This window comes from Kluyvera intermedia, from assembly GCF_034424175.1.
GTDB lineage: Bacteria > Pseudomonadota > Gammaproteobacteria > Enterobacterales > Enterobacteriaceae > Kluyvera > Kluyvera intermedia.
The window spans coordinates 3,858,937-3,884,274 of sequence record NZ_CP139986.1 but is presented as its reverse complement, the minus strand read 5'-3'; the positions used below and the strand labels follow the sequence as shown (position 1 = coordinate 3,884,274).

At 53.2% G+C, this 25,338-nt stretch carries 20 protein-coding genes; 12 read left to right on the top strand and 8 right to left on the bottom strand.

Going from position 1 to position 25,338, the window contains the following annotated elements; all coding sequences use genetic code 11:
• The first annotated feature begins 85 nt into the window (after window positions 1-85).
• The 3 genes from aceE to lpdA all read left to right on the top strand — a co-directional run bounded on the left by aceE (window position 86) and on the right by lpdA (window position 6,277).
• Window positions 86-2,749, top strand: coding sequence for a pyruvate dehydrogenase (acetyl-transferring), homodimeric type (gene aceE / locus U0026_RS18765; RefSeq protein ID WP_062772007.1), 2,664 nt, complete (start codon window positions 86-88; stop codon window positions 2,747-2,749).
• A 14-nt stretch (window positions 2,750-2,763) separates the two neighbouring features.
• The gene (gene aceF / locus U0026_RS18760) at window positions 2,764-4,647 is read left to right on the top strand and encodes a pyruvate dehydrogenase complex dihydrolipoyllysine-residue acetyltransferase (RefSeq protein ID WP_062772009.1); all 1,884 of its coding nucleotides are present in this window, start codon (window positions 2,764-2,766) and stop codon (window positions 4,645-4,647) included.
• 205 nt (window positions 4,648-4,852) lie between these two features.
• Complete coding sequence (lpdA, locus tag U0026_RS18755; protein WP_062772271.1) at window positions 4,853-6,277, top strand: dihydrolipoyl dehydrogenase; 1,425 nt, start codon at window positions 4,853-4,855, stop codon at window positions 6,275-6,277.
• Window positions 6,278-6,439: 162 nt separating this feature from the next.
• Here lpdA and U0026_RS18750 read toward each other — a convergent pair whose 3' ends face one another.
• Together U0026_RS18750 and U0026_RS18745 are read right to left on the bottom strand one after the other, a co-directional pair.
• Window positions 6,440-7,261 carry a DUF2950 family protein gene (locus U0026_RS18750; protein WP_062772011.1) on the bottom strand — a complete coding sequence of 274 codons (822 nt, stop codon included), beginning with the start codon at window positions 7,259-7,261 and terminating at the stop codon, window positions 6,440-6,442.
• Between the two features lie 11 nt (window positions 7,262-7,272).
• Entirely contained in the window at window positions 7,273-9,021 is a 1,749-nt protein-coding gene (locus tag U0026_RS18745; RefSeq protein WP_073971066.1) for a DUF3300 domain-containing protein, read from the bottom strand.
• A 461-nt stretch (window positions 9,022-9,482) separates the two neighbouring features.
• Between U0026_RS18745 and acnB the strand changes: the two genes are divergently transcribed.
• Both acnB and yacL read left to right on the top strand, forming a co-directional pair.
• The gene (gene acnB, locus U0026_RS18740; protein ID WP_062772014.1) at window positions 9,483-12,080 is read left to right on the top strand and encodes a bifunctional aconitate hydratase 2/2-methylisocitrate dehydratase; all 2,598 of its coding nucleotides are present in this window, start codon (window positions 9,483-9,485) and stop codon (window positions 12,078-12,080) included.
• Between the two features lie 211 nt (window positions 12,081-12,291).
• The gene (yacL, locus tag U0026_RS18735) at window positions 12,292-12,654 is read left to right on the top strand and encodes a protein YacL (protein ID WP_062772017.1); all 363 of its coding nucleotides are present in this window, start codon (window positions 12,292-12,294) and stop codon (window positions 12,652-12,654) included.
• Between the two features lie 33 nt (window positions 12,655-12,687).
• On the opposite strand, the gene U0026_RS18730 is transcribed toward yacL, so the two are convergent.
• Window positions 12,688-13,035 carry a YacC family pilotin-like protein gene (locus U0026_RS18730; protein WP_062772020.1) on the bottom strand — a complete coding sequence of 116 codons (348 nt, stop codon included), beginning with the start codon at window positions 13,033-13,035 and terminating at the stop codon, window positions 12,688-12,690.
• A gap of 144 nt (window positions 13,036-13,179) precedes the next feature.
• Here U0026_RS18730 and cueO point away from each other — a divergent pair, with 144 nt between their 5' ends.
• Complete coding sequence (cueO, locus tag U0026_RS18725) at window positions 13,180-14,745, top strand: multicopper oxidase CueO (RefSeq protein WP_062772023.1); 1,566 nt, start codon at window positions 13,180-13,182, stop codon at window positions 14,743-14,745.
• A 125-nt stretch (window positions 14,746-14,870) separates the two neighbouring features.
• Complete coding sequence (locus U0026_RS18720; protein WP_062772026.1) at window positions 14,871-15,395, top strand: hypothetical protein; 525 nt, start codon at window positions 14,871-14,873, stop codon at window positions 15,393-15,395.
• Between the two features lie 76 nt (window positions 15,396-15,471).
• Here U0026_RS18720 and U0026_RS18715 read toward each other — a convergent pair whose 3' ends face one another.
• On the bottom strand, window positions 15,472-17,862 hold the full coding sequence (locus U0026_RS18715; RefSeq protein WP_062772029.1) for a glucose/quinate/shikimate family membrane-bound PQQ-dependent dehydrogenase: 2,391 nt from the start codon (window positions 17,860-17,862) through the stop codon (window positions 15,472-15,474).
• 206 nt (window positions 17,863-18,068) lie between these two features.
• Between U0026_RS18715 and hpt the strand changes: the two genes are divergently transcribed.
• Window positions 18,069-18,605 (top strand): hypoxanthine phosphoribosyltransferase, encoded by a 537-nt coding sequence (gene hpt, locus U0026_RS18710; protein ID WP_062772032.1) that lies wholly within the window; start codon window positions 18,069-18,071, stop codon window positions 18,603-18,605.
• A gap of 127 nt (window positions 18,606-18,732) precedes the next feature.
• On the opposite strand, the gene can is transcribed toward hpt, so the two are convergent.
• Window positions 18,733-19,395, bottom strand: a complete 663-nt coding sequence (gene can / locus U0026_RS18705; RefSeq protein WP_062772034.1) for a carbonate dehydratase — start codon at window positions 19,393-19,395, stop codon at window positions 18,733-18,735.
• Window positions 19,396-19,496: 101 nt separating this feature from the next.
• Between can and U0026_RS18700 the strand changes: the two genes are divergently transcribed.
• The 4 genes from U0026_RS18700 (at window position 19,497) to U0026_RS18685 (ending at window position 23,032) form a co-directional block, all read left to right on the top strand.
• Complete coding sequence (locus tag U0026_RS18700; protein WP_062772037.1) at window positions 19,497-20,423, top strand: ABC transporter ATP-binding protein; 927 nt, start codon at window positions 19,497-19,499, stop codon at window positions 20,421-20,423.
• Complete coding sequence (locus U0026_RS18695) at window positions 20,420-21,190, top strand: ABC transporter permease (RefSeq protein ID WP_062772039.1); 771 nt, start codon at window positions 20,420-20,422, stop codon at window positions 21,188-21,190. The genes U0026_RS18700 and U0026_RS18695 overlap by 4 nt, the downstream gene beginning before the upstream one ends.
• A gap of 111 nt (window positions 21,191-21,301) precedes the next feature.
• The gene (locus U0026_RS18690; RefSeq protein WP_062772042.1) at window positions 21,302-21,742 is read left to right on the top strand and encodes a PTS sugar transporter subunit IIA; all 441 of its coding nucleotides are present in this window, start codon (window positions 21,302-21,304) and stop codon (window positions 21,740-21,742) included.
• A gap of 63 nt (window positions 21,743-21,805) precedes the next feature.
• On the top strand, window positions 21,806-23,032 hold the full coding sequence (locus U0026_RS18685; RefSeq protein WP_062772045.1) for a polysaccharide deacetylase family protein: 1,227 nt from the start codon (window positions 21,806-21,808) through the stop codon (window positions 23,030-23,032).
• Here the strand turns inward: U0026_RS18685 and U0026_RS18680 are convergent, their stop codons facing one another.
• From U0026_RS18680 to U0026_RS18670, 3 genes are read right to left on the bottom strand one after another with little or no spacing between them, the layout of a single operon-like run.
• A complete protein-coding gene (locus tag U0026_RS18680; RefSeq protein ID WP_062772048.1) occupies window positions 23,033-24,115 on the bottom strand; it encodes a fimbrial protein in 1,083 nt (360 codons plus the stop codon). It lies immediately after the preceding gene.
• Between the two features lie 14 nt (window positions 24,116-24,129).
• Complete coding sequence (locus U0026_RS18675) at window positions 24,130-24,747, bottom strand: fimbrial-like protein (protein ID WP_241973909.1); 618 nt, start codon at window positions 24,745-24,747, stop codon at window positions 24,130-24,132.
• Window positions 24,748-24,768: 21 nt separating this feature from the next.
• The gene (locus tag U0026_RS18670; RefSeq protein ID WP_062772054.1) at window positions 24,769-25,326 is read right to left on the bottom strand and encodes a fimbrial protein; all 558 of its coding nucleotides are present in this window, start codon (window positions 25,324-25,326) and stop codon (window positions 24,769-24,771) included.
• Window positions 25,327-25,338: the final 12 nt, after the last annotated feature.

The window sequence follows — 25,338 nt, the reverse complement described above, 5'->3', positions numbered from 1 at the left end:
CCTGTCTTATTGTGCTCTTACCCAAGAACACAATGGGACAGGTTCCAGATAACTCAACGTATTAGATAGATAAGGAATACCCCCCATGTCAGAACGTTTACAAAATGACGTGGATCCGATCGAAACTCGCGACTGGCTACAGGCGATCGAATCGGTCATCCGTGAAGAAGGTGTTGAGCGTGCTCAGTATCTGGTCGACCAACTGCTTTCTGAAGCGCGCAAAGGCGGCGTTCAGGTAGCTGCTGGTGCAGGGGCGAGCGGTTACGTCAACACTATTGCCGTTGAAGATGAACCGGAATACCCGGGCAATCTGGAGCTGGAGCGTCGTATTCGTTCTGCTATCCGCTGGAATGCCATCATGACCGTGCTGCGTGCGTCTAAAAAAGACCTCGAGCTGGGCGGCCACATGGCTTCATTCCAGTCTTCAGCGACTTTCTATGAAGTGTGTTTCAACCACTTCTTCCGCGCTCGCAACGAACAAGATGGCGGCGATCTGGTGTACTTCCAGGGTCACATCTCCCCGGGCGTATACGCACGTGCATTCCTGGAAGGCCGTCTGACCGAAGAGCAGATGAACAACTTCCGTCAGGAAGTTCACGGTAAAGGTCTGTCTTCTTACCCGCACCCGAAACTGATGCCAACCTTCTGGCAGTTCCCGACCGTCTCTATGGGTCTGGGTCCAATCGGTGCAATCTACCAGGCTAAATTCCTGAAATATCTGGAACACCGTGGCCTGAAAGATACCTCTAAGCAAACCGTTTACGCCTTCCTGGGCGACGGCGAGATGGATGAGCCAGAATCTAAAGGTGCGATCACCATCGCCACCCGTGAAAAACTGGACAACCTGGTCTTTGTTATCAACTGTAACCTGCAGCGCCTTGATGGCCCGGTCACCGGTAACGGCAAGATCATTAACGAACTGGAAGGCATCTTCGCAGGCGCTGGCTGGAACGTTATCAAGGTTATCTGGGGCGGTCGTTGGGATGAACTGCTGCGTAAAGACACCAGCGGTAAACTGATCCAGCTGATGAACGAAACCGTTGACGGCGACTACCAGACCTTCAAATCCAAAGATGGCGCTTACGTTCGTGAGCACTTCTTCGGTAAATACCCAGAAACTGCTGCCCTGGTTGCTGACTGGAGCGACGAGCAGATTTGGGCGCTGAACCGTGGTGGTCACGATCCGAAGAAAGTCTTCGCTGCACTGAAAAAAGCGCAGGAAACCACCGGCAAAGCAACCGTCATCCTGGCCCATACCATCAAAGGTTACGGCATGGGTGATACCGCTGAAGGTAAAAACATTGCTCACCAGGTTAAGAAAATGAACATGGACGGCGTACGCTACGTCCGCGATCGTTTCAATGTGCCTGTTACCGATGAGCAAGTTGAAAAACTGTCCTACATTACCTTCCCAGAAGGTTCTGAAGAGCATACCTATCTGCACGCCCAGCGTCAGAAGCTGCACGGCTACCTGCCGACTCGTCAGCCTAACTTCGATGAGAAGCTTGAGCTGCCGACTCTGGAAGATTTCGGCCCGCTGCTGGAAGAGCAGAACAAAGAAATTTCTACCACTATCGCGTTCGTTCGTGCTCTGAACGTGATGCTGAAGAACAAATCCATCAAAGACCGCCTCGTGCCGATCATCGCCGATGAAGCGCGTACCTTTGGAATGGAAGGCCTGTTCCGTCAGATTGGTATTTACAGCCCGAACGGTCAGCAGTACACCCCGCAGGACCGTGAGCAGGTTGCTTACTACAAAGAAGACGAGAAAGGTCAGATTCTGCAGGAAGGGATCAACGAACTGGGTGCAGGCGCATCCTGGCTGGCGGCTGCGACCTCTTACAGCACCAACAACCTGCCGATGATTCCGTTCTACATCTACTACTCTATGTTCGGTTTCCAGCGTATCGGTGACCTGTGCTGGCAGGCTGGCGACCAACAGGCTCGCGGCTTCCTGGTCGGTGGTACTTCCGGTCGTACGACGCTGAACGGCGAAGGTCTGCAGCACGAAGATGGTCACAGCCATATTCAGTCTCTGACTATCCCGAACTGTATCTCTTACGATCCGTCTTACGCGTACGAAGTTGCGGTCATCATGCATGATGGTCTGGAACGTATGTACGGTGAGAAACAAGAGAACGTTTACTACTACATCACCACCCTGAACGAAAACTACCACATGCCGGCAATGCCTGCAGGTGCCGAGGAAGGTATCCGTAAAGGTATCTACAAACTCGAAACCATCGAAGGTAGCAAAGGTAAAGTTCAGCTGCTGGGTTCAGGCTCTATCCTGCGTCACGTCCGTGAAGCGGCAGAGATTCTGGCGAAAGACTACGGCGTAGGTTCTGATGTGTATAGCGTGACTTCCTTCACTGAACTGGCGCGTGATGGCCAGGATTGTGAGCGCTGGAACATGCTGCACCCAATGGACACTCCGCGCGTTCCGTACATCGCTCAGGTGATGAACGACGCTCCAGCGGTAGCTTCCACTGACTATATGAAACTGTTTGCTGAGCAGGTTCGTACTTATGTACCGGCTGATGATTACCGCGTACTGGGTACCGACGGCTTTGGCCGCTCTGACAGCCGTGAAAACCTGCGTCACCACTTCGAAGTTGATGCTTCTTACGTGGTTGTAGCGGCACTGGGCGAACTGGCTAAACGTGGCGAAATCGATAAGAAAGTGGTTGCTGATGCCATCACTAAATTCAATATCGATGCAGAAAAAGTTAACCCGCGTCTGGCGTAAGAGGTAAAAGAAACATGGCTATCGAAATCAATGTACCGGACATCGGGGCTGATGAAGTTGAAATCACCGAGATCCTGGTCAAAGTAGGCGACAAAGTTGAAGTTGAACAGTCGCTGATCACCGTAGAAGGCGACAAAGCCTCTATGGAAGTCCCGTCTCCACAGGCTGGCGTTGTTAAAGAGATCAAAGTCTCTGTCGGCGACAAAACCGAGACTGGCAAACTGATCATGATTTTCGATTCCGCCGACGGTGCAGCAGCTGCTGCACCTGCCAAGGCAGAAGAGAAGAAAGAAGCGGCTCCGGCAGCAGCACCTGCTGCGGCTGCGGCGAAAGACGTACACGTACCTGATATCGGTGGCGACGAAGTTGAAGTCACTGAGATCATGGTTAAAGTGGGCGACACCGTAGCGGCTGAGCAGTCTCTGATCACCGTAGAAGGCGACAAGGCTTCCATGGAAGTCCCAGCGCCGTTCGCGGGTACGGTTAAAGAGATCAAAATCAACACCGGTGACAAAGTGTCTACTGGCTCGCTGATTATGGTCTTCGAAGTGGCGGGTAGCGCGCCAGCCGCGGCACCAGCTCAGGCTGCTGCACCGGCAGCAGCGGCTCCGGCAGCGTCTGGCTCGAAAGAAGTGAACGTACCGGATATCGGTGGTGATGAAGTTGAAGTCACTGAAGTGATGGTTAAAGTCGGCGATAAAATTGCCGCTGAGCAGTCACTGATTACCGTAGAAGGCGACAAAGCTTCTATGGAAGTTCCGGCACCGTTCGCGGGTACCGTGAAAGAAATCAAAATCAGCACTGGCGACAAAGTGTCTACCGGCTCCCTGATTATGGTCTTCGAAGTTGAAGGCGCTGCACCTGCAGCCGCTCCGGCGCAAGCCGCTGCTCCGGCTCCGGCCGCAGCACCAGCTCCAGCCGCGGCATCTGCACCGGCTGCGAAAGCTGCGGGTAAATCTGACTTTGCTGAAAATGACGCTTACGTCCATGCAACGCCACTGATTCGTCGCCTGGCGCGCGAATTCGGTGTGAACCTGGCGAAAGTGAAAGGGACTGGCCGTAAAGGTCGTATCCTGCGCGAAGACGTTCAGACTTACGTGAAAGACGCGGTTAAACGTGCGGAATCTGCACCGGCAGCAGCGGGTGGCGGTATCCCGGGCATGCTGCCTTGGCCGAAAGTCGACTTCAGCAAGTTTGGTGAAATCGAAGAAGTGGAACTGGGTCGTATCCAGAAAATCTCCGGTGCGAACCTGAGCCGTAACTGGGTGATGATCCCACACGTTACCCACTTCGACAAAACCGATATCACCGATCTGGAAGCGTTCCGTAAACAGCAGAACGCCGAAGCTGAGAAGCGCAAACTGGATGTGAAATTCACCCCAGTGGTCTTCATCATGAAAGCCGTTGCTGCCGCTCTGGAACAGATGCCACGCTTCAACAGCTCACTGTCTGAAGATGCGCAGCGTCTGACGCTGAAGAAATACATCAACATCGGTGTTGCGGTCGATACGCCAAATGGTCTGGTTGTTCCGGTCTTCAAAGACGTGAACAAGAAGAGCATTACTGAGCTGTCTCGTGAACTGACGGTGATCTCTAAGAAAGCGCGTGATGGTAAGCTGACTGCCGGCGAAATGCAGGGCGGTTGCTTCACTATCTCTAGCATCGGCGGCCTGGGTACTACCCACTTCGCACCGATTGTTAACGCGCCTGAAGTGGCTATCCTCGGCGTTTCTAAATCTGCCATTGAGCCGGTGTGGAATGGTAAAGAGTTTACTCCGCGTCTGATGATGCCGATTTCTCTGTCCTTCGACCACCGCGTGATTGACGGTGCTGATGGTGCTCGCTTCATTACCATCATCAACAACACGCTGTCTGACATTCGCCGTCTGGTGATGTAAGTGAAAAAGCCGGCCCGACGGCCGGCTTTTTTCTGGTAATCTCATGAAGTTAATGAGGTTATCGTGCTAAAGACAAATCGGTTGCCGTTTGTTGTTTCAAAATTGTTAACAATTTTGTAAAATACTTGCGGATAGAACGACCCGGTGGAAGATGGGCGTCATAACAATAACGTCAGACCGCCGGATACAAATGATAGAGGTCATGATGAGCACTGAAATTAAAACTCAGGTCGTGGTACTTGGGGCGGGCCCGGCAGGTTATTCTGCTGCCTTCCGTTGCGCGGATTTAGGTCTGGAGACCGTCATTGTAGAACGTTACAGCACCCTGGGCGGTGTTTGTCTGAACGTTGGCTGTATCCCTTCTAAAGCGCTGCTGCACGTAGCAAAAGTTATCGAAGAAGCCAAATCGCTGGCTGAACACGGTATCGTCTTCGGCGAGCCGAAAACCGATATCGACAAAATTCGTACCTGGAAAGAAAAAGTTATCACTCAACTGACCGGCGGTCTGGCTGGTATGGCGAAAGGCCGTAAAGTGAAAGTGGTAAACGGTCTGGGTAAATTCACCGGGGCAAACACCCTGGAAGTTGAAGGCGAAAACGGCAAAACCGTAATTAACTTCGACAACGCAATCATCGCGGCGGGTTCCCGTCCGATTGAGCTGCCATTTATTCCGCACGAAGATCCACGCGTATGGGATTCCACTGACGCGCTGGAACTGAAAGAAGTACCAAAGCGTCTGCTGGTTATGGGCGGCGGTATCATCGGTCTGGAAATGGGTACTGTGTACCACGCGCTGGGTTCAGAGATTGACGTGGTTGAAATGTTCGACCAGGTTATTCCGGCAGCCGACAAAGACATCGTTAAAGTCTACACCAAACGCATCAGCAAGAAATTCAACCTGATGCTGGAAACCAAAGTGACCGCCGTTGAAGCAAAAGAAGACGGTATCTACGTTTCCATGGAAGGCAAAAAAGCACCTGCAGAAGCACAGCGTTATGACGCCGTACTGGTGGCTATCGGTCGCGTACCGAACGGTAAAAACCTCGATGCGGGCAAAGCTGGCGTAGAAGTTGACGACCGTGGCTTCATCCGCGTCGACAAACAGCTGCGCACCAACGTACCGCACATCTTTGCTATCGGCGATATCGTCGGTCAGCCAATGCTGGCGCACAAAGGTGTTCACGAAGGCCACGTTGCTGCTGAAGTTATCGCAGGTAAGAAACACTACTTCGATCCGAAAGTGATTCCATCGATTGCGTATACTGATCCAGAAGTTGCCTGGGTGGGTCTGACTGAGAAAGAAGCGAAAGAGAAAGGCATCAGCTATGAAACCGCCACCTTCCCGTGGGCTGCTTCTGGCCGTGCTATCGCTTCCGACTGCGCAGACGGTATGACCAAACTGATCTTCGACAAAGAATCTCACCGTGTTATCGGTGGTGCGATTGTCGGTACCAACGGCGGCGAGCTGCTGGGTGAAATCGGTCTGGCGATCGAAATGGGCTGTGATGCTGAAGATATCGCGCTGACTATCCACGCGCACCCGACTCTGCACGAGTCTGTGGGCCTGGCGGCTGAAATCTTTGAAGGTAGCATTACCGACCTGCCAAACGCGAAAGCGAAGAAGAAGTAATTCTTCTGACCAGTAGCGCCTCGTCCGGGCTACCATAGAAAAAAGCGGCTTAACGGCCGCTTTTTTTATGCTGATATTCCCAAGTTCTGTCTATCTGTAGTGAAGCGCGTAGCGAGATTGACAGGCTATGTGGGTACCAGCGTACCCGTAAGCATAGTGATATTATTGATTGTTTAACGGCTCATCTGACACTTTCCATCCCACGCTGGCATCAGGTGATAACTGATTCATCGCCTGCACCTTCTGCTCAGTCTCCTCCCCCAAATCTGCCTCATACACGCGATCGTCTTGATTGACCATAAAGCTCATTACTCCAGACTTACCCCATTCAACCGGCCAGGCGAGTAGGGCAACGTCACCCTTATCACCTGTGCTAACGATGCGAAAACGGTAGCCGTGGTAGCCTTCGCCCGGTACTGAGGGGCTGAAGTTTGGCCCTAGAGGACTTGGAACTTCTCCCGGTGCGATTGGCCAGTAGAGGCCATCTTTCTTACCGTCGGTACTGATGATTTTTTGCGCCCAGGCGTGGTTTAACTGGTAGTAATCCTGCTGAGCATCGACATAGGCATGCATTGCCTGAATGGCCGATAGCTCATTACGTCCAATGGCGCGGGTCTGAATCTCATCTTCTCCGGCGGCGATGTTGAACATCCAGCCTTGATCATTTTTTTCCATTGGAATGGGGAGACGCCAGCCATCGTTGCCCACGTCCAGCCAGGCGGTAGTGGATGTGGTGACGATATGGTGGTTAAGCTTCCAGTCGCGCAGGAAACGGTCTACAGCCTCTGGGTCAACGCCGTCCGGGGGTAAAAACTGCTGCCAGTCATCGCCGAGCAGGTTAGTTAACGCGACATGATCTTTGTTTGTTACCGCGTTAACTAACGCGCTGGCCGCGAGATCGGGGCTGCTAAAACTCTGTTGGGCAAAGCTCATTAGTGGCGACATGGCCAGCGCCAGCAAAGCTATTTTTATCTGCTTTTTCATCACATTATCCTCTAGCGTCGATGAAGCTCTCGGTGCCCGGAAAGCCCACCGCCATTTCGTTCGCCGCCTACGCTGGAGGCACGGTTACCCTGTGAAGCGCGAGACTGCCGCTCACTGCTAAGACCGGAGGCCTGGCGGCTTTGCAGGCCACGAGACTGCTGTGCTTGCCAGTTTGGTGCCCGGCTTTCGTTGCCGCTGAGCGCACTGTTCCGTCGTCCCGCGTTGCCTGGCTGCTGCGTACTGCGCTGTTCTGTTTTAAGTCGCGGAGATTCATTGCTGGTGCGACGTTGAGCTGCATTCAGATTTGACTGCTGAACGCGCTGTGCGGTAGCACGAGATGGCGCGGCGTGCGTCTGCGATGAGCGAGTTTGTGAGGCCAGGCGCTGGGAATGGCTAACCGGTGCGTCATAGCCACGGAAATTATCCCGTTGAACTTTCTGGCTTAACTGCTGTGATGCTGCGCGGCGCTGGGCATCACGTGAGCCCGGTGCAGCGGCGTAGTTATCGTTTCGGGTACGCTGTTGTACTTGCGACATCGCTGCTTGCCGCTGGCTATCGCGGTTCGGGGAGCTTAGCCCACTAGCGACATTCGTCGGGCGGGTAGACACGATGCCCGGCTCTTTTCGCGTACTACTCAGTCCGCCAGGTACGTTTGTCTGATGGAAGCGTTGGGCGACGTTATCATTTGGATAGGGCACGTTGCCGCGATAAGCCGAATTATGCTGCCAGGCGATATTCTGCCCTTTCAGGTTTTCCCCGGAGATGCGGTTGAAATTATTGACGTTAATATTGATGTTGTCGCCGTTGTGCTGATAGCCCCGACCGCCGCCATGATAGTCATCATCGTGATGATGATCGTCGTCATCCCAATCGATATTGCTGAAAATGGCATAAGTGGTGGCGACGCCCAGGCTGTAACCAAAACCGCGAACGAAGCTGTCGGCGAACTGTTGCCCAGGAGGTGGCGGCAGGTAGACCGGTGGGGCGGAAGAATAAGGCCAGTTGCTGCCGTAAACGACCGTTGGGTTGTAATTCGGCACGTACACCACTTCAGGATTCGCTGATTCAATGCGGATCACCGTCGGTTCGGGGCTTGCGGCAACCTTAGTGGTTGAAACCGAGGTTGTGCCAGCGTTAGCGGTGGAGGTCGGCGCAGGGGCAGAGGTCGTGGTGACGGTTTGTTGATAGGTCGATTTTAGCGAACCGGTTTGCTGGGCTAGCTTACGTAAATCCTGCACAGCATCCATGACATCTTGCGGTTGGGCAAGGAAGGCGTTACCGAGATTTTCCACCCACTGGGGATTTTCACCCATCATTCCTGTTAGCTGTGGGAAAGCGACCAGCGATTTCACACTCGCATCCCAGGGTTGATCCGCCACGGCTTTGATGGCGGCATCTCCTTGTTGGTTGGGATTATCTTTAGACCACTGAACCGCCTGAACGACGCTTGCCGGATAGGTTGAGGCCATCAGTACCTGTGAGAGCAAGGAGTCCGGATAGAGCGCAATAGGCGCCACCCATTGGGTGATTTGGGCCTTGGTAAAGGGCTGAGTATTAGTGGATGTCGCCGCAACAGTAGGCGGCGCTTCTGGTGCCGGCAACGTTACCGATGGTGTCACGGGTGCCGCCACAGCAGCGGCTGGTGGCGCGTCTGGCGTCACGGGCTCGCGGCTTTTGAGATAAAGCGTGGCGGCGACGGCGAGTATCCCGCCACAGCATATCAGTGCGATACTCGAGTAGGACTTAGTGGGCAAATTCATGGTGGTTCTCCAGGGAACTACGCTGTCCGTATCAGAGAGTCGGATATGCCGCGAGTATAATGAGGCTATTGTTTATTTTTTGATTAAAGCAGGGATTTTCATCGTTGGTAGGAAATCAGACTGTATAAAAATAAATTCAGGATGTGACGAGGACGAAAAGTCACGACCGCACGCCGCATTTATCTTCGTTTATCTGTAATACAGACGTAACAAAACGATGAATCACCTGCGTATGGAATGGTTTTTTTCCATCGTAAAAAGGCTTTTTTTAATCTGTTATATCAACATTAACGATTCAGCAAATATTTAATGTTGCTTTTTTGTAAACGGATTAACACCCTTCAGAAATCCTGCTATGCTGGCCCTCGCGGTATCGGGCTTTTACCCTACAAACTGCTGTCTCACAGGAGCGTGAAGAGATCGCCGACCGCATATGACAATGAGAGCGAGGAGATACCGTCGTGCTAAAAGAATACCGTGAGCACGTAGCTGAACGTGCCGCCGAAGGGATTGTTGCCAAACCCTTAGATGCAACCCAAATGGCCGGCCTGGTTGAGCTACTAAAGAATCCGCCTGCTGGCGAAGAAGAATTCCTGCTAGACCTGTTGATCAATCGTGTACCGCCGGGCGTGGACGAAGCCGCCTATGTTAAAGCGGGCTTCCTTGCTGCCGTCGCGAAAGGCGAAGCCACTTCCCCATTGATTACCCCTGAAAAAGCCGTCGAACTGCTGGGTACCATGCAGGGTGGCTACAACATCCATCCGCTGATTGATGCACTTGACGATGCCAAACTGGCACCTATCGCTGCTAAAGCGCTGTCTCAGACGCTGCTGATGTTTGATAACTTCTACGACGTAGAAGAGAAAGCCAAAGCGGGCAATACCTACGCTAAACAAGTTATCCAGTCCTGGGCCGATGCCGAATGGTTCCTGAATCGTCCTGCGCTTGCTGATAAAATTACCGTTACCGTCTTCAAAGTGACCGGTGAAACTAACACTGATGACCTGTCTCCGGCTCCGGATGCATGGTCCCGTCCGGATATTCCACTGCACGCCCTGGCGATGCTTAAAAACGCCCGTGAAGGCATTAGCCCGGATGAACCTGGCGTTGTGGGTCCTATCAAGCAGATCGAATTGCTGCAGAAAAAAGGCTTCCCGCTGGCGTATGTTGGCGACGTTGTCGGCACCGGTTCTTCACGTAAATCAGCAACCAACTCCGTTCTGTGGTTCATGGGCGACGACATTCCGCACGTGCCAAACAAGCGTGGCGGCGGTCTGGTGCTGGGCAGCAAAATTGCACCTATCTTCTTTAACACCATGGAAGATGCGGGCGCGCTGCCAATTGAAGTTGACGTGAATAAGCTGAACATGGGCGACGTGATTGACGTTTACCCATTCAAAGGTGAAGTGCGTAACCACGAAACCAATGAACTGCTGGCGACATTCGAACTGAAAACCGACGTACTGATTGATGAAGTCCGTGCGGGTGGTCGTATTCCACTGATTATCGGTCGTGGCCTGACCACCAAAGCGCGTGAAGCGCTGGGTCTGCCGCACAGTGATGTGTTCCGTATCGCGAAACCGGTTGAAGCCAGCAACAAAGGCTTCTCTCTGGCGCAGAAAATGGTTGGCCGCGCTTGTGGCGTGACCGGTATTCGCCCGGGCGAATATTGCGAACCGAAAATGACCTCGGTTGGCTCTCAGGACACCACCGGCCCAATGACCCGTGATGAGCTGAAAGACCTCGCTTGTCTGGGCTTCTCAGCCGATCTGGTGATGCAGTCTTTCTGTCATACCGCCGCGTATCCGAAGCCGGTTGACGTGACGACGCACCATACGCTGCCTGATTTTATTATGAACCGCGGCGGTGTTTCTCTGCGTCCAGGCGACGGCATTATTCACTCATGGCTGAACCGTATGCTGCTGCCAGATACCGTTGGCACTGGCGGTGACTCCCACACCCGTTTCCCGGTTGGGATTTCCTTCCCGGCAGGCTCCGGTCTGGTCGCGTTTGCTGCGGCGACGGGTGTGATGCCGCTGGACATGCCTGAATCTGTGCTGGTGCGCTTTAAAGGCAAAATGCAGCCAGGCATCACCCTGCGCGATCTGGTTCATGCGATCCCACTGTATGCCATCCGCGAAGGTCTGCTGACCGTCGAGAAGAAAGGGAAGAAAAATATCTTCTCTGGCCGCATCCTTGAAATCGAAGGCTTGCCGGAGCTGAAAGTTGAGCAGGCGTTTGAGCTGGCGGATGCCTCTGCTGAGCGTTCTGCGGCAGGCTGTACCATCAAGCTGGATAAAGCGCCAATCACTGAATACCTCACCTCTAACATCGTCCTGCTGAAGTGGATGATCGCGGAAGGTTACGGCGATCGCCGTACGCTGGAACGTCGTGTTCAGGGGATGGAAAAATGGCTGGCGGATCCACAGTTGCTGGAAGCGGATACTGACGCAGAATATGCGGCAGTGATCGAAATCGATCTGGCGGATATTAAAGAGCCAATCCTGTGTGCGCCTAACGATCCTGATGATGCACGTCTGCTGTCTGATGTGCAGGGTGAGAAGATCGACGAAGTCTTTATCGGTTCCTGCATGACCAACATCGGCCACTTCCGTGCTGCCGGTAAGCTGCTGGATACCCACAAAGGCCAGCTGCCAACCCGTCTGTGGGTGGCTCCGCCAACCCGTATGGATGCGGCACAGCTGACCGAAGAAGGTTATTACAGCGTGTTTGGTAAGAGCGGTGCGCGTATTGAAATTCCTGGCTGTTCCCTGTGTATGGGTAACCAGGCGCGTGTTGCTGACGGCGCGACGGTGGTTTCCACTTCAACCCGTAACTTCCCGAACCGTTTAGGCACCGGTGCTAACGTCTTCCTGGCTTCGGCTGAGCTGGCGGCGGTTGCGGCGCTTATCGGTAAGCTGCCTACGCCGGATGAATACCAGGCCTATGTTGCGCAGGTTGATAAGACGGCTGTCGATACCTATCGTTATCTGAACTTCGACCAGCTTTCTGAGTACACCGAGAAAGCGGACAGCGTGATTTTCCAGACCGCAGTCTAAATATCGTAGCCCGGACGAGGCGCGCAAGCGCTGACTCCGGGGTCCCCGGCGGCGCTGCGCTTGGCCGGGCTACAAGGGTGAGGGTTTTGGCTCTCACCCTTTTTATTTTCTATTACTCCTGCCGCTACGCTTTTTTTATTCCTCCAGACTGCGATAATTACCTATAGGTACAATGCAGCGGTGACGCATTGCCTTTGTTGAGGAACAGATCATGGAATACGAATTTCTGCGCGACGTTACCGGAGGGGTAAAAGTACGTATGTCGATGGGCCACGAAGTGGTCGGTCACTGGTTTAATGAAGAGGTTAAAGATAACCTCTCGCTGCTGGATGAAGTCGAGCAGGCCGCACGTACGGTAAAAGGCAGCGAACGTTCATGGCAGCGCACCGGGCATGAATACACTCTGTGGTTGGACGGCGAAGAAGTGATGGTTCGCGCCAATCAATTGGAGTTTTCGGGTGACGAGATGGAAGACGGGATGAACTACTACGACGAAGAAAGCCTGTCGCTTTGCGGCGTAGAGGATTTTCTGCAGGTTGTTGCAGCGTACCGTGAGTTTTTACAGCAACGGTAATTGATGCGGAGCCTGCGGGCTCCGCCACACGAACTATTTAACGTAAGCCAGCAGGCTTAACGAATCGCGCGCCAGCGCTTTACACTTCTTCGCCGTTGGGATGCCAATGCCGCTGAGATCGCGGTAGCTGTCTTCACCCAGCGCCTTCATGTTAAACGTGTCGTAATTACTCAGATCCCACTGGTTTTGCTGGGCAAAAAAGACCAGGGCGCGACGAATTTGCGTGTTAGGGAGATTCTGATACCCACAGTCGTTTTTCAGGAACACAAACACAGCCGTAAGATCGGCCATATCTTCTGCTTCAGACTCGCTTAATGCATAACTGGAACTGGACATCGCCAGCAGCGATCCAAGCAGTACAGTGCGGAAAAACGTCTTCATTTCTTCTACCTTACATCGTCGATATTCAACGTTAACATACTTCCCAAGGGGACGGGGAGCATTATTCAATGCTTTATGCTTGACCTTCCTGCAGGGGGAGGGTTTAAGCTCAAATAACCACCAGCAGCCGAAAAGGATGTAACGATGCATCGTCGTGATTTTATCAAATTAGGTGCCGCTATTAGCGTCGCCAGCGCCTTGCCTCTGTGGAGTCGAGCGGTCTTTGCCGCTGAGAGAACCACGCTGCCCATTCCTCCCTTACTTACCGCTGACGCGAATAATCAAATCCTGCTGAACGTGCAGTCTGGAAAGACCTCATTTGCCGGTAAAGCGGCAACCACCTGGGGCTATAACGGCGACCTATTAGGGCCCGCCATCAAGCTTCAGCAGGGCAAAACTATCACGGTCAATATCCGTAACCATCTTCCGGAAGAGACCACCGTGCACTGGCATGGTCTGGAAGTCCCAGGGGATGTGGACGGTGGGCCGCAGGGGATTATTAAACCGGGCGCCAGTCGGACGGTCACTTTTACCCCGACCCAACGCGCCGCGACCTGTTGGTTCCATCCGCATCAGCACGGTAAAACCGGCTATCAGGTCGCCATGGGGTTGGCGGGGCTTGTGCTTATTGAAGACGAAGACAGCCAGATGCTGTTGCTGCCAAAACAGTGGGGTATCGATGATATTCCGGTGATCATGCAGGATAAAAAATTCACGCCAGCCGGTGAGATTGACTACCAACTGGACATCATGAGCGCGGCGGTGGGCTGGTTTGGCGATATGCTACTGACCAACGGCGTGCAGTACCCACAGCACACGCCACCACGCGGCTGGCTGCGTTTACGTCTGCTAAACGGCTGTAATGCCCGTTCACTGACGCTTGCCGCCAGCGATAAGCGTCCGCTGTACGTGGTCGCCAGCGACGGCGGCCTGCTGCCAGAACCGGTGCAGGTAAGTGAACTGCCGATGCTGATGGGCGAACGTTTTGAAGTGCTGGTTGATGCCCGTGACGGCAAGCCGTTTGATCTCGTCACGCTGCCGGTTAACCAAATGGGGATGGCGATTGCGCCGTTCGATAAAGCGCTGCCGATACTGCGCATCCAACCAGTGGGCATTCCGGGCTCCGGCAAGCTGCCTGATTCGCTGGTTTCAATGCCTTCAATCCCGGCGCTCGATGGCCTGACGGAACGTAAGCTTCAGCTCTCTATGGACCCGATGCTCGACATGATGGGGATGCAGGCGCTGATGAAGAAATACGGCAACCAGGCCATGGGCGGCATGGATCACGGCAATATGATGGGCCACGGCGGTATGAAAATGGATCACGGCGGCATGGGCAACATGCATCACGGCGGTGGTGGATTTGATTTCCACAACGCGAACCGGATCAACGGCAAAGCGTTTGATATGAACGTCCCGATGTTTGCCGCCGCCAAAGGTCAGTACGAGCGTTGGGTGATTTCCGGCGAGGGCGACATGATGCTGCATCCATTCCATATCCACGGCACCCAATTCCGTATTCTGCGTGAAAACGGTCAGGCTCCTGCGGCGCACCGTTCAGGTTGGAAAGACACGGTACGCGTCGAAGGCGGCGTCAGTGAAGTGCTGGTGAAGTTTGACCATGAGGCATCGAAAGAGCAGGCGTATATGGCGCACTGTCACCTGCTGGAGCATGAAGATACCGGCATGATGCTCGGATTTACCGTGTAACAAAATGGCCGGATGGCATATTTGCCATCCGGTAAAACAGGATGTTCTTAAAATGGACATCGGTCATTTCATTCATTAGCCCTGCGGATATACTGACGTGATTAACAATAAATCATGAGGTTAGAATGGATCTTTTCCGCAAGGTACTCACCGCATCTTTTGTCATGATGGTGGCGATTTCAGCGCATGCTGAAATGAAAATGCAACGCCAGAATATCCCGCAGCTCAATTTGAGTATCGAAATTCCGCAAACGCTGACGCCAATGTCTGACGACATGGCGAAAATTAAATACCCTTCTGAAAACCGCCCGCAGGTGATTTACGGCGATGAGCGTGGTAAAGCGTCGTTAGGGATTAGCGCCGGACGTCATGCGCTACCTGCTTCACAGATCGATATGGCCAAAGAGGCGACGGTGAAAATGCTCGCCAACTTCAAACCGCAGGCGGAAGCCGTGACGGTCGACGGGCATAAAGCCTGGCTAATTACCTTCCGCTCCCAGGCCCCGGATACTGAAATCCTGAATATGATGTTGATGACATCGCAAAACGATAAAGCGGTGCAGGTGGCGTTCAATATGACCAAAGATTTGGTTGAGCAGTATCAGGATGCGGCGAAGGCTTCGTTACTGTCGCTGAAATTTACTCAATAAGCGCTACTACTTATCCACCCATAAAAAAACGCCCGCATGGTTTGCGGGCGTTTTTAATGATGACGAGAGAGGAAACTTACTTCGCGTCGTCAGGTAAAGCGTAAGCCACGATATAATCGCCCATCTTGGTGCCAAACGAGCCGTGACCGCCTGCGGAGATGACCACGTACTGCTTGCCATCCACTTCATAGGTCATTGGTGTCGCCTGACCGCCCGCTGGCAGACGTCCCTGCCACAGTTTCTCGCCGTTGCTCATGTTGAACGCACGCAGATAGTTATCTGCGGTACCCGCGATGAACAGGACGTTACCGGCTGTGGAAATTGGGCCGCCCAGCATCGGCATACCCAGATTAAACGGCAGCTGAACCGGCATTGGGAAGGGCAGACTATCCTGCGGCGTACCCAGACGTTTTTTCCACACAACCTGATTGGTTTTCAGATCCAACGCAGAAATGTAACCCCAGGCTGGCTGTTTACACGGCAGGCCAAACGGCGACAGGAATGCGTTTAGCGTGACGCCAAACGGCACGCCATACTGTGGCTGAATACCAGACTCGGTACCGCTGGATTTCGCATCTTTCGGCGGCTCCATCGGGTTACCCGGGCCACGTGGGATCAGTTTTGACACAAACGGCAGCGCCATTGGGTTGGCAATTGCTACCTGACGGTTCGGATCGACAGAGATACCGCCCCATTCAAACATCCCCAGGTTACCCGGGAATACCAGTGTGCCTTGCTCAGACGGTGGGGTGAAGATGCCTTCATAGCGCATCTGGTGGAACATCACGCGGCACACCAGTTGGTCAAACATGGTGGCGCCCCACATATCCGCGCCGGTCAGATCTTTCTTCGGACGGAAACTCAAATCAGAGAATGGCTGGGTTTTGCTGACGTAATCGCCTTTTGCCGCACCCTGTGGAACCGGTTTTTCCGGAGCCGGAACCACCAGTTCGCCGTTACGACGATCCAGCACGAAGATGTTGCCGGTTTTTGCTGGAGCATAAACCACCGGAACGGTTTTACCGTTGACGGTGATATCCGCCAGCGTCGGCTGTGACGGCATGTCCATATCCCACAGATCGTGGTGAACGGTCTGATAGCTCCACACCAGTTTACCGGTCGTCGCATTCAGCGCCACAATCGAACTGGCGTAGCGTTCCTGCTCCGGCGTACGGTTACCACCCCAGATATCCGGCGTGGTCACGCCCATCGGCAGGTAAACCAGATCCAGCTTCTTATCATAGGCAGCAGGTGCCCAGGAGTTCGGCGAGTTCAGGGAGTAATGATGCTCATCACCCGGGATAACATTCGGATCTTTAGCACCCGGATCGAACGCCCACAGCAGCTTACCGCTGTTGATGTCGAAGCCACGGATAACGCCAGACGGCTCACGAGTAGAGAAGTTATCGGTGACCGCCCCGGCAATCACAATCACTTTATCGGTGACGATAGGTGGTGAAGTCGGTTCATACATGCCAGGCGTGGTGACCGGCATATTGGTTTGCAGATTGAGAATACCTTTGTTGGCAAAGGACTCACACGGCTTACCGGTATCAGCATTCAGCGCAAACAAGCGACCGTCGTTGACCGGCAGAATAATGCGGCGCGGACAATCGGCAACCACGTCAGGTGACGCATTGTCGGTGGTGGCTTCATGGTAAGACACGCCGCGACAGGTCACGTGCTGGAAGCTCGGGTCGGTACCCAGTTGTGGGTCAAAGTGCCACTTCTCTTTACCGGTGGCCGCGTCGAGCGCGAACACGCGCTGGTGAGCGGTACACAGGTAGAGCATGTTACCGATTTTAATCGGCGTGACCTCGTTGGTAATTTCACCCGGATCGTTTGGCTGCTTCAGATCGCCGGTGCGGAATACCCACGCTTCCTTCAGCTTGTGCACGTTCTCGGCGTTAATCTGCTTGAGCGGCGAGAAACGCTGACCTTCCTGATTACGTCCGTAGGCTGGCCAATCCTGGTCGGCAACCGGTGAGATAGGTTCGGCAGGCGTGGCGTCAGCGCTCAGCGTGCCGTTAACCTCTTGCGGGTCGTTAAAGCCCGCCCAGGTGAGGATACCGGCACTGATCAACAGCACGACGAGGAGAGCGGAAACGGCACCACTGGAAGGAACGACCAGTCGACGCCAGACGAACGGCAAAATCAGCCATACGCCGAAGATGACCAGTACGTCGCTGCGCGGGGTCAACGCCCAGAAATCGAAGCCGACCTCCCAGACGCCCCAAATCATGGTGACGAGCAGCAGCGCGGCGTACAACCACAGCGCCGAGCGCTTCGCACGCCATAACATTGCGGTAATACCCAACATCACCACGCCGGCGATAGGGTAGTACCAGGAGCCGCCGATAGCGACCAGCCAGATACCGCCGATTAACAGATACAGCCCGCAGAATGCGGCAAAGAGGGCTGTTAGCCTCACGAGTAACCGTGATTGTTGATATTTTGTTTCTGCCATAGAAATGTGCCCGTTTTGTTTTGTTAATTATTGCTTTCATTTCATTATAGGATTTAACAAGTGTGATCGAAATCACAAATTGAGCTTTATTATCGAATTAGCCGCCTGATTCGTTTTGCTGGTATACTTTCCCGCTTGCTGATCAACCTTGTGGCTCTGGGCTAACAGGTTGAGTGATGTACATTTAAAATCATGTGGTTAGTTAAATGAAACATACTGTTGAAGTGATGATCCCGGAAGCGGAGATCAAAGCGCGTATCGCCGAATTAGGTCATCTGATTAACGAGCGCTATAAAGATAGCGGCAGCGAAATGGTGCTGGTGGGTCTTCTGCGTGGCTCGTTCATGTTCATGGCTGACCTGTGCCGTGAAGTGCAGGTTCCGCACGAAGTCGATTTTATGACGGCCTCCAGCTATGGCAGCGGTATGTCTACCACTCGCGATGTGAAAATCCTCAAAGATCTCGACGAAGATATTCGTGGCAAAGACGTGCTTATCGTTGAAGACATTATCGACTCAGGTAACACCCTGTCGAAAGTGCGCGAGATTCTGCGCTTGCGTGAACCAAAGTCACTGGCGATTTGTACTCTGCTGGATAAACCGACCCGCCGCGAAGTTGAAGTGCCGGTTGAGTTTGTCGGCTTTGCCATCCCGGATGAGTTCGTGGTCGGTTATGGTATCGACTACGCTCAGCGTTATCGTCATCTGCCGTATGTGGGCAAAGTGGTGATGCTGGACGAGTAAGTTTGTCGCGGTGCCTGATGGCGCTGACGGTGGTATAGCCCGGCCGAGCATGGCGACGCCGGGATATGCACCGAACTGCCCCGGAGTCGGCGTTCCGCCTCGTCCGGGCTACAAGGGGTTATTGCCCTTATTTATGGTTGATGTGCTTGAGCTTGAGATTGGAAATCCCGTGGCGGTAACGCTGCTCCAGGGTTTCGCGGCTGGTGGCTGTTACGTCAAGATCGCGCAGCAGGCCGTCATGAATCCCATAAGCCCATCCGTGAATCATCACTTTCTGACCACGCTTCCATGCTGATTGCATGATGGTGGAGTGTCCCAGGTTATACACCTGTTCCATTACGTTCAGCTCGCAAAGCGTATCAAGACGACGTTCCGGCGGCATCTCGCCCAGCAATGAGCTATGTTTGAACCAGATATCGCGGATGTGCAGCAGCCAGTTGTCGATTAAACCCAGTTCCGGGTTTTCGATTGCCGCTTGAACGCCACCGCAGCCGTAGTGCCCGCAGATAATAATGTGTTCAACTTCCAGCACATCAACGGCATACTGCACCACGGAAAGGCAGTTAAGATCGGTGTGGATGACAAGGTTCGCCACATTGCGGTGAACAAACAGTTCGCCTGGCTCGAGCCCGGTCAGACGTTCGGCGGGTACGCGACTGTCTGAGCACCCAATCCATAAAAAGCGCGGCTTTTGCGCTTGCGACAGTTTCTCAAAAAATCCGGGATCCTCTTCTATCAGCATCTTTGACCATAGTGCATTGTTGCTGATGAGTGTATCTATGTCGTTCATGGAGGCATTAACCCAGTAATTTGCGTTGGGCTAATATAGGGCAACTCCTGATTTTTTAAAACCAGATATCAAGTATCAGAATGTAAGGTAAGCAAAAACCGATGACCATTGCACTGGAATTAGAGCAACTGACGAAGACCTATCCTGGCGGCTTACAGGCGCTGCGTGGGATAGATTTAAAAGTCGAAGCCGGTGATTTTTACGCGCTTCTGGGGCCGAACGGCGCAGGTAAATCAACGACCATCGGCATTATCAGTTCGCTGGTGAATAAAACTTCCGGGCGCGTCAGCGTCTTTGGCTACGACCTGCAAAAGGACGTGGTGAATGCCAAACGCCAGCTGGGACTGGTGCCGCAGGAATTTAACTTCAACCCATTTGAAACCGTGCAGCAAATCGTGGTGAACCAGGCGGGTTACTACGGCGTAGAGCACAAAGATGCGGTTATCCGCAGCGAAAAATACCTCAAGCAGCTTGATTTGTGGGAAAAACGCAACGAACGCGCGCGGATGCTCTCCGGCGGGATGAAGCGTCGCCTGATGATTGCCCGTGCGCTAATGCATGAGCCAAAACTGCTGATCCTGGATGAACCTACGGCGGGCGTGGATATCGAGTTGCGCCGTTCCATGTGGGGATTCCTCAAAGATCTCAATGACAAAGGCACCACCATTATTCTCACCACCCACTATCTGGAAGAGGCAGAAATGCTGTGCCGTAATATCGGCATTATCCAGCGCGGCGAACTGGTGGAAAACACCTCGATGAAGAATCTGCTCTCCAAGCTGAAATCAGAGACCTTTATTCTCGACCTTGCGCCAAAAAGCCCGCTGCCGAAGCTTGAAGGCTACCAGTACAGCCTGGTGGATACTTCAACGCTGGAAGTTGAAGTGCTGCGTGAGCAGGGGATTAACAGCGTCTTTGCGCAGTTGAGCGCACAGGGCGTTCAGGTGTTGAGTATGCGTAACAAAGCCAACCGACTCGAAGAACTGTTCGTATCGCTGGTTCATGAAAAACAAGGAGATCGCGCATGATGCACCTTTATTGGGTCGCGCTGAAAAGCATCTGGGCGAAAGAGATCCACCGCTTTATGCGTATCTGGATCCAGACGCTGGTGCCGCCCGTCATCACCATGACGCTCTATTTTATTATTTTTGGTAATCTGATTGGTTCACGGATTGGTGAAATGCATGGTTTTACCTACATGCAGTTTATCGTGCCGGGCCTTATCATGATGGCGGTGATCACTAACGCCTACGCCAATGTGGCGTCGTCGTTCTTTAGTGCCAAGTTCCAGCGCAACATTGAAGAACTGCTGGTGGCGCCGGTGCCGACGCATGTGATTATCGCCGGTTTTGTCGGCGGTGGTGTTGCGCGAGGATTGTGCGTGGGGGTTCTGGTCACGGCGATTTCGCTGTTCTTCGTGCCATTCCAGGTTCACTCATGGGTGTTTGTTGCCCTGACGCTGGTGCTGACGGCCATTTTGTTCTCACTGGCGGGGTTACTCAACGCAGTGTTTGCCAAAACGTTTGATGACATCAGCCTGATTCCGACCTTCGTGCTGACGCCGCTGACCTATCTGGGCGGGGTGTTCTACTCGCTGACGCTGCTGCCGCCATTCTGGCAGGCGCTGTCGCACTTAAACCCAATCGTCTACATGATTAGCGGTTTCCGCTACGGTTTCCTTGGTATTAACGATGTGCCGCTGGTGACAACCGTTGGTGTGCTGGTGGTATTCATCGTGGCGTTCTACCTGTTGTGTTGGTATCTGATCCAACGTGGACGCGGTCTGCGTAGCTAAATCTGCTGTATTTTCCGGCAGGTAAATCCTGCCGGGAAGCGTTCTTTGACAGTCATCACCCCTCTTAATCGATTGCTCCGCTAAACTACTTGCCTGCTAAGGAGGCAAGTTATGTTGGGTTGGGTGATTTCCTGCCATGACGATACAGCACAGGAACTGCTGGATCGTCTGGAAAAAAAATATGGGCCGTTGCCACAGTGCCGGGCCGTCAATTATTGGCGCGGATTGAGTGCCAATATGCTCAGTCGCATGATGTGTGAAGCGCTGTACCAAACCGATTCTGGTGACGGGGTCATTTTCCTGACGGACAACGCGGGAGCCGCACCTTATCGCGTGGCGTCGCAGATGAGCCATAAACACAGCGGCTGCGAAGTGATCGCCGGTATCCACTATGCATTGTTGGAGCAAATGATTCCCCTGCGGGAGTCGATGAGCAGTAGCGTCTTTCGTCAGCATATCGTGGAGCTGGGAACACCGGGAGTTACCAGCCTATGGCATCAGCAGCAGAAAAATCCGCCTTTCGTTTTACTTCATGATCTGTATAAGCCTTAAACATTGGTATTGATGTCGCTTTTGTTACAATGAGGTAGTCGGTTCCCGCTTCGGTTATTGCTCATGGCTATACGTATTATCATTGTTCTTCTGTTGTTTTCCGGCAGCGTTGCTGCTGCCTTGCCTGCGCGCTATATGCAAACGACCGAGGATGCCACCATCTGGGCGCAGATTGGTAACAAGACCGTGACGGTCGGCAATCTGCGGGCGGGGCAAATTATTGCCATTGAGCCGGGCGTTGAGGATTACAACACGTTCAGTTTTGGTTTCGGCAAAGGCTTTATTGATAAGGGGCATCTGGAACCGGTGCAGGGGCGTCAGCGGGTGGAGGATGGGCTGGGCGATTTAAATAAACCGCTGAGCAACCAGAATCTGCTGACCTGGAAAGATACCCCGGTCTATAACGCGCCGGACGTTGGCAGCGCGCCATTTGGTATGCTGGCCGAAAACCTCCGTTACCCGGTGATTAACCGGCTTAAAGACCGTCTCAATCAAACCTGGTATCAAATTCGTATTGGCGAGCGTCTGGCTTATGTCAGCGCGTTAGATGCCCAGCTTGATAACGGCATTCCTGTCCTGACCTACCACCATATTCTACGTGACGAAGAAAATACCCGTTTTCGCCATACTTCCACCACCACGTCGGTGCGAGCCTTCAGCAACCAGATGACCTGGTTGCGTGATATGGGCTACACCACGTTGACGATATACCAGCTCGAAGATTACGTGCATAACCGGGCTAACCTGCCCGCGCGTGCGGTGGTGGTAACCTTTGATGATGGGCTAAAATCGGTCAGCCGCTATGCCTACCCGGTGTTGAAGCAATATGGGATGAAAGCGACGGCATTTATTGTTTCATCGCGCATTAAGCGTCACCCGCAAAAATGGGCACCGAAATCGCTACAGTTTATGAGCGTTTCTGAGCTAGAAGGGATCAAGGACGTATTCGATTTCCAGTCACACACCCATTTCCTGCACCGTGTTGATGGTTACCGCAGACCCATTCTGCTTAGCCGCAGCTATCATAATGTGTTGTTTGATTTTAAACATTCGCGGCGCGCGCTGGCGCAGTTTAACCCGCATGTGCTGTACCTTTCTTACCCGTTTGGCGGCTACAACGCCACGGCGATAAAGGCGGCGAATGATGCAGGTTTCCATCTGGCGGTGACGACGGTGAAAGGGAAGGTGAAGCCGGGGGATAATCCGTTCTTATTGAAGAGACTGTATATTTTAAGAACGGATTCGCTGGAGACCATGTCGCGGCTGGTCAGTAACCAGCCGCAGGGGTAATCAAAAGTAGTCGATGGTGAAGGTGCCGATGGCTTTGAAGTTGCCGGGGGTTATCGTGCTGCCATCATTTAGCGGGTAAATACTGGCATGAAAGGGTAAATCAAAACTGACACTGTTGCTCACGGTCGTCATTGGGCTCCATATCTCTGCACCGGGCTTGAAGGCTCCGTTACCATCACGAGTCAGTATGTTAGCCTGCACATAAATGCCAATACCCGTCGCAGCCGTGCTGCCGCTAAGTGTATTTTTAAGCAGCGTAAAGCCGTTGCCGTCAGTAGTGCTGTTAGTTGAGGTAAGCTTAAAACGCGTCCAGACCGTATTGCTACAGTTCTTCAACTGGAAGGTAAAGTCCCTGCCGGGCCAATACAGATCTCGCAGCGATGACATCATGAGCTCACCGAAATCAACGTTGTTAGTGCCACTATTGACTGATACCGCGCTGCACGTCGCTGCGTAAACCGGCACGCTAAAGCTGGTGGGCGTAACGTTAATGGTCCACGGGTTGTTATCATCAGAATCTGCTGTACCAATACGGATTTGTCCCAGCGTGCGAGAGTCTTTTGGCGTAATCGCGCTGACGTTGTTAACGTTTCCAGCAAACCCACCGCCCTGATATAGCGTCACGGTAGCTTTCATTTGCTTACTGCTCCAATAGCTTTCGCTGCCGCTGTCGACCATGACCCATGACCCCCCATTTGCCGATGGGAAATAACCGCTGCCACCGCCGGTGCTGTAGAGTTTTACCGCATAGTAAATACCGTCGATATTGGTAGGATAAAGCGCCCTGCCATCGGCCGCGCTGACTCTCGAGGCTTCAGTGGTATTCATATAAAATGCCATACCGTCATTTCCGGCATCGCAATAGGTCCAGAGCTCATGGTCAAGTGACGGGTCAAAATAGGTGAGTTCGTGTATGGAGCCTGAGATGTCGTCGGCCACAGAGTGAAATGAAATTGGGTATGTCCCCCCGCCGTTCAGCGCCATGGTGCCAGCTTGGCCATTTTGTCCGAGGTGACACTCTCTCGCGCTAACATTAAAACTCAGGACTAATAACGTTACCGGGAGTAGTAGGTATTTAATCATGTCATCTTCCTTGATTATTGATAAATAGCATCGACCAGCACATGGCTGGTGACCTTTCCGGCGCTCACGATGCCGGTATTCTGGTAGCGGGCGTAAAAGTCGTAACGGGTCAGATAGTTGGCTGATGTTGAAACATCAATGGCGACGGATGAACTGCCGTCGCTATTGACGACGTTACGGTTATCGCTGCTGGAGAAAATCACGATACCGACGTTTTCCGCTCCGCCAGTGGCCGCGGGGGTGTCGTTGATAAATACCTGCTGGCTCTCGGCAGGCCAGGTGCCGTTTTGCGGCTGAAAGCGGAACACCATTGTGTTAACCGTTGCCGTATCATTAGTGCAGCTTTCAACGTTGACACTAAACAGCGTGCCGCTATCGGCATCGCCCGGCTGCAGGCGTGTTGTGCCGTCGCCGTTGTAAAACCAACTCCGTGAAACGATAGGTAAATGAACTAATCCGTTATCTGAGAGGGAGATCTGGCAAGTGTTCTCCACGACGTTAGCGGTGAGGGTAACGTCCAGACCTCCCGCGTCCTCATCCGCAAAGCAGGGGGCAGTGTAGAGTCCGCCAGTCACTCCCATTATCAGTAGTGCTCTCCCTAGTGAAGAGAGTATTTGGATGTTGAATGGCATGACGGCTCTACTCCTCTTGGTTTACTGATAGGTGACAACAAACGTGACCGGCGCGCTGACGCTGCCTGCCGTGACGTTGGAAATCGTTCTATCCTTGGCGATAACAATACGGGAGGCGAAAGCAACATCGAGCTTACTGCCGCTCATGGTGAGCGTTTGCGCGGGTTTTGTATTGCAGCTTAGCAGCGTTCCTGTTCCGGCTACGCCTTGCCAGACTTCAAAACCGGTGGCGTTGCCAGCAGAGAATGAATCTCCGTTAGTGCTTGGCCCTGAACACCCACCCCCGGTACCGGCGACGACCTGATAGCTGGCGGTTTTGACACCCGCGCAGTCGGTAAAGGCCACTTTGAACGGCTCGCTGCGACTTTGATTGACCAGATCTGATTTAAAGACCTCGCCGAAATCCAGTGTACTGATAGCCTGACCACCGGTGTTCTGAATTTGCGCCGTACAGGTGCCCGCCGAGATAGTCGTGGTAAAGGTAGCCGAAACGCTGGTGGTACCGGATATTGTGGCAAAAGAGTGAGCGGAGAAAAGCATTACACCGGCAACACCGCCCAGAAATGATAATTTTTTCATCAAGAGATCCCT

What these genes read in the sequence shown, in the direction of transcription:
- U0026_RS18695 (WP_062772039.1), top strand. Translation starts at nt 20,420, where the DNA reads ATGATGCACCTTTATTGGGTCGCGCTGAAAAGCATCTGGGCGAAAGAG.
- U0026_RS18690 (WP_062772042.1), top strand. Translation starts at nt 21,302, where the DNA reads ATGTTGGGTTGGGTGATTTCCTGCCATGACGATACAGCACAGGAACTG.
- can (WP_062772034.1), bottom strand. Translation starts at nt 19,395, where the DNA reads ATGAACGACATAGATACACTCATCAGCAACAATGCACTATGGTCAAAG.
- U0026_RS18670 (WP_062772054.1), bottom strand. Translation starts at nt 25,326, where the DNA reads ATGAAAAAATTATCATTTCTGGGCGGTGTTGCCGGTGTAATGCTTTTC.
- yacL (WP_062772017.1), top strand. Translation starts at nt 12,292, where the DNA reads ATGGAATACGAATTTCTGCGCGACGTTACCGGAGGGGTAAAAGTACGT.
- U0026_RS18720 (WP_062772026.1), top strand. Translation starts at nt 14,871, where the DNA reads ATGGATCTTTTCCGCAAGGTACTCACCGCATCTTTTGTCATGATGGTG.
- U0026_RS18700 (WP_062772037.1), top strand. Translation starts at nt 19,497, where the DNA reads ATGACCATTGCACTGGAATTAGAGCAACTGACGAAGACCTATCCTGGC.
- aceE (WP_062772007.1), top strand. Translation starts at nt 86, where the DNA reads ATGTCAGAACGTTTACAAAATGACGTGGATCCGATCGAAACTCGCGAC.
- U0026_RS18745 (WP_073971066.1), bottom strand. Translation starts at nt 9,021, where the DNA reads ATGAATTTGCCCACTAAGTCCTACTCGAGTATCGCACTGATATGCTGT.
- U0026_RS18680 (WP_062772048.1), bottom strand. Translation starts at nt 24,115, where the DNA reads ATGATTAAATACCTACTACTCCCGGTAACGTTATTAGTCCTGAGTTTT.
- aceF (WP_062772009.1), top strand. Translation starts at nt 2,764, where the DNA reads ATGGCTATCGAAATCAATGTACCGGACATCGGGGCTGATGAAGTTGAA.
- lpdA (WP_062772271.1), top strand. Translation starts at nt 4,853, where the DNA reads ATGAGCACTGAAATTAAAACTCAGGTCGTGGTACTTGGGGCGGGCCCG.
- U0026_RS18715 (WP_062772029.1), bottom strand. Translation starts at nt 17,862, where the DNA reads ATGGCAGAAACAAAATATCAACAATCACGGTTACTCGTGAGGCTAACA.
- cueO (WP_062772023.1), top strand. Translation starts at nt 13,180, where the DNA reads ATGCATCGTCGTGATTTTATCAAATTAGGTGCCGCTATTAGCGTCGCC.
- U0026_RS18685 (WP_062772045.1), top strand. Translation starts at nt 21,806, where the DNA reads ATGGCTATACGTATTATCATTGTTCTTCTGTTGTTTTCCGGCAGCGTT.
- U0026_RS18750 (WP_062772011.1), bottom strand. Translation starts at nt 7,261, where the DNA reads ATGAAAAAGCAGATAAAAATAGCTTTGCTGGCGCTGGCCATGTCGCCA.
- U0026_RS18730 (WP_062772020.1), bottom strand. Translation starts at nt 13,035, where the DNA reads ATGAAGACGTTTTTCCGCACTGTACTGCTTGGATCGCTGCTGGCGATG.
- U0026_RS18675 (WP_241973909.1), bottom strand. Translation starts at nt 24,747, where the DNA reads ATGCCATTCAACATCCAAATACTCTCTTCACTAGGGAGAGCACTACTG.
- hpt (WP_062772032.1), top strand. Translation starts at nt 18,069, where the DNA reads ATGAAACATACTGTTGAAGTGATGATCCCGGAAGCGGAGATCAAAGCG.